Genomic DNA, 9,250 nt, shown 5'->3' with positions numbered 1-9,250 from the left:
AAATTGATGGATTTAAAACTCCAGATGAAAATGATATGGGAACTCCAAATCCTGGAAATTCATTCTATAAGGATCGAATTTCATACTTCCCTCGTACGAGTGATAAAATTAAAGAACAGGCTGTAAAGCAAGTTCAATGGGTAGACGGCTCAAGTTTATCAACAGGTAAGAGAGTAATCGAATTAACACTTGATAATCGTAAAACAGAGTTGTTTACAGTGCCAGATGATATCGATGTTTTACCAGGTGGAAAAATTTCAAAAGAGAACTTAGAAAAATTAAAAGAAGCAATTCGTAAACAATATCAAAAAGTAAATACGAATGGCCAGGTAGTAGGAAATGTTCCAACTATCACGGAGACAACGCCTGTTTGGGTGAAAAAACAAGTTAAGGTTACCTACTATGATAATGAAAATAATTCCAGTACAAATAATCAAGATGATTCTGTAGATTATGTAGATGTACTTTTCAAAAATATTAGAAAAGAAATTGCTCCAACAACGCCGACAGTATCAACTCCTACAGATGGTTCGGTTTCCGTTACACCAAATGGAACTACAGATAAATTGGTAGTATCTTATAGACCTAATAATCAAAATTCTGATACTACAATAACGGTTAAAAAGTCAGGAACTACATGGGGAACACTTGATACGTTACCAAATGGAGTAAAGGTTAATTCATCTAACGGGATTGTATCGATTGCAGAACCTACTGTAAAAGATGAATCCACAGTAATAGCAAAAGCAACTTATTTGAATAGTGATGAAGCTTCTGCAACAGGGGTAGCTAAGAATCCGGATAATGTAGCTCCAACAGTTACGCTAAATGGTACAACATTAACAGATAATGCAAGTAATAAGACAGTTCATGTTTTCCGTGGTTCTTCACTAGAGTTGCCATTGAAATACTATGATAATGCTGCAACTGGTAGAGTTAATATTAGTTATAAGAATGATGGTGGATTACCACAAGGTGTTTGGTTCAATGATAATGCTAATGCAAGTAGTAACTATACTATTAAGCAAAATGGAAAAACTGTGAATTCGCAAGGTTCGTATACAGTTCGAGGTAATATTTCAAATACAGCAAGTCTTGGTGAACGTCCGATAACGCTAAAAGTATCCGATTCTGCTGATGGTAATGTTGATAGTGGAAATAAAAAAGAAGTTAAATTTAATGTTCGAACATATGATATTGAACCTAATAGTACAAAAGTGACTGTGGAGAAAGGAACTACTTTATCAGAACAAGATGCAAAAGCTGCTGTAACAAAAGTAAATGGTGCATTAGATTTACCAGAAGGTACAACTTATGAATGGGTTGATACTAATGGAAGAAATCAAACGGTTACTCCAAATACAGCAGGTGTACAAAATTATCGAGTTAAAGTTACGTTACCTTCCTCTGAAACGGGAAACAATGCAGCCTTTCGTTCATCTAAAATTGTAAATGTTTCAGTAAATGTTAGACCAGAAGCACCAACGATAACTACAGAAGAGAAATATAAAGGTACTTTAGTTTCCACAGAACGTAGTATTTCAGGTACAGGTCATCCTGGAGCAACAGTTAAAATTACATTACAAGATGGGACTACAGTTAGGGAAGTTACTGTTGAAAATAATGGTAAATGGAAATATAATTTAGCGTCGAATGAAAAATTAACACAAAATGATAAAGATTCGACTGTAAAAGCTTCTAATCCTATATCTGTGAAACAGGTTGTTAATAATATTGAATCAGTAGCGAAGACTGTGGATGTTCAAATGGGAAGAGCAATCTCTGTAGCTACACCTGTTAAGGCAGGACGAGATATTTCTGTTAAATTACCTCACGATACTGCATTATTTTATCTACAAATAAAAAATGGAAGTGATACTGTTCAATATGATGTTAAATTAGTTGACGGAAATTGGAAAATAATAGATGCTAAAGTTGGAACTACTGATTTAACAGTGTCTAGTGGGGATAATATCTCTGAAAAAGTATTTACTCTTCATATTAAGGATTCGAATAGAAAAGAAAATATTCCATTTAGAATTAATGATGGCACTACTATACAAGTTCGTGCTCATTATGTTAATGGTAGCAATAATCCAGCAAATCCAACTGATGATGGAGGATGGGCTGTAGCAGCGCCAGCTACAAATACAAATCCAGCCATTTCAGTAGCAAATCAAAATACTACTTATATCTCAGATGGTACTTTGACAAAAGATAAGTTAAAAACACTTGTTAATGTAACAGATGCAGAAGATGACAATAATAAAACAGTTGGAAATAGTGCTAAAGAAAACTTAGATGTAACAGTTACGAAAGATGGACAATCTGTTGATTTAACAAAAGGTAAAGCCTTAAAACAAGGAACGTACAATTTAACGTATACAACAACAGATGCGGCAGGGGCAAGAGTTACAAGAGATCATACTCTTAAAGTAAACTATACTGTTCAAGCTAGAGCAACTATCAATTTAGTACAAGGCGAAACTGTATCAGATGAGCTTAAACGTAGTTTGGTTCAATTACGTGATGGAAATGATGTGATTGATGTTCCGAGAAATGCTAGAGTTGACGTTGCTGTAGATACAAGTGCTAAAACAGATAGCAATAAGCAAGCTCAGGCTACAGTTGTACTAGCAGATGGAACAAGACTTGCTCCAGTGACTTTGAGTTACCGCGTATTACCAACGTTTCCAATAGCGCATACGGTTTATGACTTTAAAAACGTAGCACGATCTGATAATGAATCTGGCTATTATGTGAACACAGGCAATCTTCCAGGAGGAATGGTATGGGTTGCTAAACGTGGTTCTGAACAAGAAAAAAATGCTTCAGAGCTTAAAGGTATGCTTGCCTCTGATCCGTTAGGGGAAACAACATACAAGTTTGGTGGTAAATACAACTACGGTCGATTTACTAACAGTCCACAAGCAACTGAAAAATTAGAACATACAGGCACATTGACTCATAAGGTATTTGATATTGAAGCAAATCCTACGAAAGTTACTGTTGAAAAAGGTGCTACTTTAACAGAACAAAATGCCAAAGATTCAGTAACTAAGGTAACTGGTTCAGCCAACTTACCAGACGGAACGACTTATGAGTGGGTAGGCACTCCAGATACAAATACACCGGGAGTAAGAACTTATAAAGTAAGAGTAACGTTACCAGTATCTCAAACAGGGCAAAATCAGCCTGATGCGACACAAAAACGACCATTTAAGATAATTGATGTTAAAGTCAATGTTAAGCCGGAACAACCAACAGTCAAAACAACCATTCAACCAAAAGGAAATATTCGAATTCCAACAGTATCTTCAACAGACAGAGAGTTGACAGGTACAGGACTTCCAAATGCAAAAGTTAAAGTAAATGTATCTGGAACAGAGCTTAATGAAGTGACTGTAGGAAGAGATGGAACTTGGGAGAGTAACACTTCCTAAAGGATTGAAGAGTAACCAATTAAACCAAAGACAACTTGTACAAGGTGATACTGTTAGAGTAAAACAAATTGTAGATGGTGTAGAAAGTGATACTAAGGACGTACCAGTTTCATTAGGAGCAACAACCATTCAACCATCAGAACAAGGGGGTAATAGTCTATACGCTGGAGCGAAGACTATAGTTATAAAAACACCTCATGATGCAGGAATAGCTTATGTAAAATATATTGACAATAAAACAGGTGCAGAGCATGAGCTAGGATTAAAACGTGAAACTGTTACCGGACCATGGGTATCTAAACAAAGCAATTATGGTGTAGTAAGAAGTTACGAAACTGATAATTTCATAGATACTATTACGGTAGATATGAACGAAGCGATTAAAGAGTCTACTCCTAATAATCAAGGAAACGCTCAGGCCATAGCAAATATATTTGAAGGTAGTTACTCTAGTGCGACAGATTGGAAAGCGATTTCTGTCACAAACCAAGCACCAACAATTACCGGTCCTCAAGGTGATAAGAAAGTTGTTGATTATGGTTCCACTCTAACAGAGTCTGAATTGAAGAAATTTGTTACAGTTCATGATACAGAAGATGACAAGGATCTTACTCGTGGTACGAAAGTACATGTGGATGTTGTGTCAGTAAATGGCAATTCACAAACTAAGAGTATTACTAGTCAAACTCCAGGTAGCTACACAGTCAAATATAAAGCGGTAGATAGTCAAGGCAAGACTTCTGAAGAAAAAACCATAACGGTAGAAGTCAAACCACAAAAACCAACTGTAAATCCTCTGGAAAATGGTGATGTGACAATTACTAACGTTAATCAAACCAATGTTAATCGCTTAGAAGTGACTTATACTCCAAATCCAACGAGACGTTTGCAAGATAATGGTAATGTAGCTGAAACAGAACAAGCTAGAACGACTGTAGTTGCTACTAAGGGAACTAATAATCAATGGACCATCACACAGGGTAAAAAAGATGGTATTAGTATTTCAAATACGGGCGAATTGACTCTTAAAGACTCTGTGGTTAAGGATTTGACTAGCGTTGACGCTAAGGTTCTTGCTCAAAATATCGCAAGTAATGTAGAAAGTCAAAATGCTAAGGCTGGGGACAAAAAAGTGCCAGTTATTGGTGCTAATTCTACGCTTATAGGAGTTGGAAAACAACTTAACATTCCTCTGACTCTATCAGATGGAAATGGAGTAGGTGTAGACGAAGGAAATATCAAAGTTACAAACTTGCCAAATGGTCTAACTTACGACAAAGCTACAAAATCAATCAAAGGAACGCTAGCCTCAGCCGCTAAACATGATGTTACAGTAAGAGTCCTAGATAAGAATGGGAATAAAGCTGAGAAAATAATCTCTATAGCTGCTGTGAAAGCTAAGCCGATTTATGCGATTAAAGACGGAACAATCGACAATGTAGACACTCCAAGTAACTTTGTGGAAATGCCTAAAGGGGTTACTTTAACTGCAGCATGGAAAGATGGCAACAAACCAACAACAGCGGCAGTGGGGAATACGACTAAAACTGTGATGGTTAGTGCGAATGGTTATACTTCGACAGAAGTAGATGTTCCGGTGACGGTATATCCAGGAGTAACTTATCGTAAGGTTAATAATAAAGAAGTAACAGAGTACGATGAGATTGTTGGTCAACCATTGACGTCAAGATTGGTTCCAGGTGGAGGTAGCTTTAATCCTGTAACTCCAGATTACTATATAGCGTTTGAAGGAGGAACAAAACCAGAAGGAACTCGTGTTGAATTTGAAGGTGGAACACCTGCGGAAAGAAGTACGACTGCAGGAGTAACGACTAAAACAATCGTTGTGACCTATCCGCATGGAGCTGGAACTGTTAAGAAGCCAGTTACATTCAAGACTTATGGAAATGAAGCAAATTATGAAACTGGAAAAAACTCTATCGAGACAACGGTCGGTACAGAATTTAGTAGGCTTACTGCGAGAAACTCTGTCAAGTTAAGTGATCCGAATGTACCAAATCCAGACGGAACTTTCATTGGTTGGTATAGAAATGGCAACTACACTCCTGAAAATAAAATCGGTAAACGAAACGAAAATGTCAACGTTTGGTATGGAAGTAATGTTGAAAGTAAACGTGGGGATAATACTCACAATTATAGCGACCAAAACATTCCCGTGAATGTAACGGTCAAACCGCAAGCGCCTACAATTGCTACGGACGCTTTCCATGGTAAAGGAGCTACTAGACCAGCGGTTACCGTTAGTAATATTCCGACCTCTAATCAGTTAGAGGAAAATGCTAGGGTAACGGTGGAATTGTACCAAGGAGGTAATAAAGTTGCTTCTAAAGAGTTAAGTCGCGATGAGGTAACTCAAGGAGCAGGTTCAGTTCGTTTCGATACTGCTAATTATACGTCTAATCTAACTCTTGGAGAAAAGGTTCATGCGGTTGTTAAAGTTGCGGGTGGTAGTGGAAATACTGCATATGACTTATCATCTGCAAATAGTAATGATGTACAAGTTACTCCTCAAAAACCAACCTTTGATACAGCAACAGTGACTTCAACTAGTCGTACATTAAGTGGTACATTAGGTGGATTTGATGCTCCTAATAAAGTAGTCAAAGTTCATTTGAATGATGAGAATAGTACTGTACTATCTAGTGAAAATAATGGCGGAGTAACCATCAATAATGATGGAACTTGGACGGCTACGATTCCTGCTACTGTAAAACTTCGTCAATCAGTTGCTAAGAATGGAGAAACTACAACACCGCCAGCGATTACAGTGGAGAATACAGTCACAGGTGGAACAGTTTCAACTACAAGTGATGAAAAAGAAGTCACAATGGGTGCTTACTCTGTATCACCTACAATTGCTGGTAGCAAGCATATTAATATAACGGTACCACATGATGCTAAACGAGTTGAATTACGATTCCATAACAATCAAGAAACTGGGGATAAAGCAAATAGTATCACTCTTGTACGTGGCGCAGATGGTACTTGGCACACAGATGCAACTCGTGCTGATAATACAACGGTGACAGATGCTTCTGGATATGTCGGAAGAATTAGTTCTAGCGCAAGCAAGACTAATCCAGCAGAAAGTATTATTACTATTCCTCTTAATGAAGAAAGTAACGGCAAGAAACTTCACATTAGAGAAGAAGCTGCTAGCGGAGATAATACAGCAACCTACGGCAAAGGACTAGGTTTGCGTGTAGAATATCAACCAGAAGCAGGACAAGATCCAACGGCTGCTGGAAACTGGAAAGTCGCTAGTGTTACGAATACAGCACCTACTATCAAAGTAAAAGGTGACACAGGAAAAGATGCAACTCATAGAAAAGTCTATGATTCTGGAACAAGGTTGACAGCCGACTTGTTAAAAGAATTAGTGACAGTAACAGATGCAGAAGATGGACGTGCTACTGAAAGTGAAAAACCATACGGAACAGGAAATGTTAAGGTTGTATCTGGATTACCTACAGCAACAGGAGCAACTCCAGCTGGATTATACGAAGTAACTCTCGCAGCGGTAGATAGCCAAGATAAAGAAGGCACTGCGGTTAAAGTATACGTAGCTGTTAAAGAAGCAACTCCAAGCGCCCCAACCGTAGAACAATGGCAAAACGGTAACTTGAAAGTGACTCCAGATACGACAAATGGAGGCGATCGCATCGAGATTCCGTTGACAGAAGGCGGACCAGTTGTTGTCAAGAAAGGGGACAATGGCACTTGGACTGTAGAGGGTAACCATCCAGATGTTAAGGTTACAGGCGGTTCGATTGAAGTTCCAGCGGACAAAGTAGGCGATAGCGTCACCGTAACAGCAAAAGTTGGAGAAGGCGATCTAGAAAATAGCACAAACAGTGCAGCCTACAGCAAACAAGCGCATACTGTTCGTAAGACAGACATCATCAAGAAACCAACAGACACCTTGAGTGGCGAAGACCTTCATACGAAGACGGGAGTTGTGGGAGTCACAGTAGGAACGGAAGAGAAAGACTATGCGTCATCGAACATTCACTCCGTGACTTCAAAAGAACAATTACCAAGCTTAACTGCAGGAAGCACCCAAGATATTCCAGTTACGATTACTTACACTGACGGAAGTAGTGGAGACACGACTGTTAAGTTGAAAGTAACGAAAGCCGCGCCAACAGCCCCAACCGTAGAACAATGGCAAAACGGTAACTTGAAAGTGACTCCAGATACGACAAATGGAGGCGATCGCATCGAGATTCCGTTAGACAGAAGGCGGACCAGTTGTTGTCAAGAAAGGGGACAATGGACACTTGGACTGTAGAGGGTAACCATCCAGGCGTGAAGGTTACAGGCGGTTCGATTGAAGTTCCAGCGGACAAAGTAGGCGATAGCGTCACCGTCACAGCAAAAGTTGGAGAAGGCGATCTAGAAAATAGCACAAACAGTGCAGCCTACAGCAAACAAGCGCATACTGTTCGTAAGACAGACATCATCAAGAAACCAACAGACACCTTGAGTGGCGAAGACCTTCATACGAAGACGGGAGTTGTGGGAGTCACAGTAGGAACGGAAGAGAAAGACTATGCGTCATCGAACATTCACTCCGTGACTTCAAAAGAACAATTACCAAGCTTAACTGCAGGAAGCACCCAAGATATTCCAGTTACGATTACTTACACTGACGGAAGTAGTGAAGACACGACTGTTAAGTTGAAAGTAACGAAAGCCGCGCCAACAGCCCAACCGTAGAACAATGGCAAAACGGTAACTTGAAAGTGACTCCAGATACGACAAATGGAGCGATCGCATCGAGATTCCGTTGACAGAAGGCGGACCAGTTGTTGTCAAGAAAGGGGACAATGGCACTTGGACTGTAGAGGGTAACCATCCAGGCGTGAAGGTTACAGGCGGTTCGATTGAAGTTCCAGCGGACAAAGTAGGCGATAGCGTCACCGTCACAGCAAAAGTTGGAGAAGGCGATCTAGAAAATAGCTCAAACAGTGCAGCCTACAGCAAACAAGCGCATACTGTTCGTAAGACAGACATCATCAAGAAACCAACAGACACCTTGAGTGGCGAAGACCTTCATACGAAGACGGGAGTTGTGGGAGTCACAGTAGGAACGGAAGAGAAAGACTTTGCGTCATCGAACATTCACTCCGTGACTTCAAAAGAACAATTACCAAGCTTAACTGCAGGAAGCACCCAAGATATTCCAGTTACGATTACTTACACTGACGGAAGTAGTGAAGACACGACTGTTAAGTTGAAAGTAACGAAAGCCGCGCCAACAGCCCCAACCGTAGAACAATGGCAAAACGGTAACTTGAAAGTGACTCCAGATACGACAAATGGAGGCGATCGCATCGAGATTCCGTTGACAGAAGGCGGACCAGTTGTTGTCAAGAAAGGGGACAATGGCACTTGGACTGTAGAGGGTAACCATCCAGGCGTGAAGGTTACAGGCGGTTCGATTGAAGTTCCAGCGGACAAAGTAGGCGATAGCGTCACCGTCACAGCAAAAGTTGGAGAAGGCGATCTAGAAAATAGCACAAACAGTGCAGCCTACAGCAAACAAGCGCATACTGTTCGTAAGACAGACATCATCAAGAAACCAACAGACACCTTGAGTGGCGAAGACCTTCATACGAAGACGGGAGTTGTGGGAGTCACAGTAGGAACGGAAGAGAAAGACTATGCGTCATCGAACATTCACTCCGTGACTTCAAAAGAACAATTACCAAGCTTAACTGCAGGAAGCACCCAAGATATTCCAGTTACGATTACTTACACTGACGGAAGTAGTGAAGACACGA

At 40.0% G+C, this 9,250-nt stretch carries 4 protein-coding genes; all 4 read left to right on the top strand.

All coding sequences use genetic code 11. The features are described from left to right. Positions 1-35 precede the first annotated feature (35 nt). Positions 36-3,443: an Ig-like domain-containing protein gene (locus tag HMPREF9957_RS11935; RefSeq protein ID WP_218015576.1), complete on the top strand. Its 3,408-nt coding sequence runs from the start codon at positions 36-38 to the stop codon at positions 3,441-3,443. Then, positions 3,415-7,755 (top strand): hypothetical protein, encoded by a 4,341-nt coding sequence (locus tag HMPREF9957_RS11930; RefSeq protein WP_004242830.1) that lies wholly within the window; start codon positions 3,415-3,417, stop codon positions 7,753-7,755. Before HMPREF9957_RS11935 ends, HMPREF9957_RS11930 begins: the two co-directional genes overlap by 29 nt. Continuing rightward, positions 7,737-8,183: a hypothetical protein gene (locus HMPREF9957_RS11925; RefSeq protein WP_004269630.1), complete on the top strand. Its 447-nt coding sequence runs from the start codon at positions 7,737-7,739 to the stop codon at positions 8,181-8,183. The genes HMPREF9957_RS11930 and HMPREF9957_RS11925 overlap by 19 nt, the downstream gene beginning before the upstream one ends. A 70-nt stretch (positions 8,184-8,253) precedes the next feature. Then, on the top strand, positions 8,254-9,250 hold a 997-nt coding region (locus HMPREF9957_RS11920), incomplete at its 3' end, for a hypothetical protein (RefSeq protein WP_004269631.1).

The sequence above is a fragment of the Streptococcus mitis SK1080 genome (assembly GCF_000220085.1).
Classification (GTDB): Bacteria; Bacillota; Bacilli; order Lactobacillales; family Streptococcaceae; genus Streptococcus; species Streptococcus mitis_K.
Note: the sequence above shows the minus strand (reverse complement) of the source record. Positions and strands in the feature narration are given on the sequence as shown.

What these genes read in the sequence shown, in the direction of transcription:
- HMPREF9957_RS11935 (WP_218015576.1), top strand. Translation starts at nt 36, where the DNA reads ATGGGAACTCCAAATCCTGGAAATTCATTCTATAAGGATCGAATTTCA.
- HMPREF9957_RS11930 (WP_004242830.1), top strand. Translation starts at nt 3,415, where the DNA reads ATGGAACTTGGGAGAGTAACACTTCCTAAAGGATTGAAGAGTAACCAA.
- HMPREF9957_RS11925 (WP_004269630.1), top strand. Translation starts at nt 7,737, where the DNA reads ATGGACACTTGGACTGTAGAGGGTAACCATCCAGGCGTGAAGGTTACA.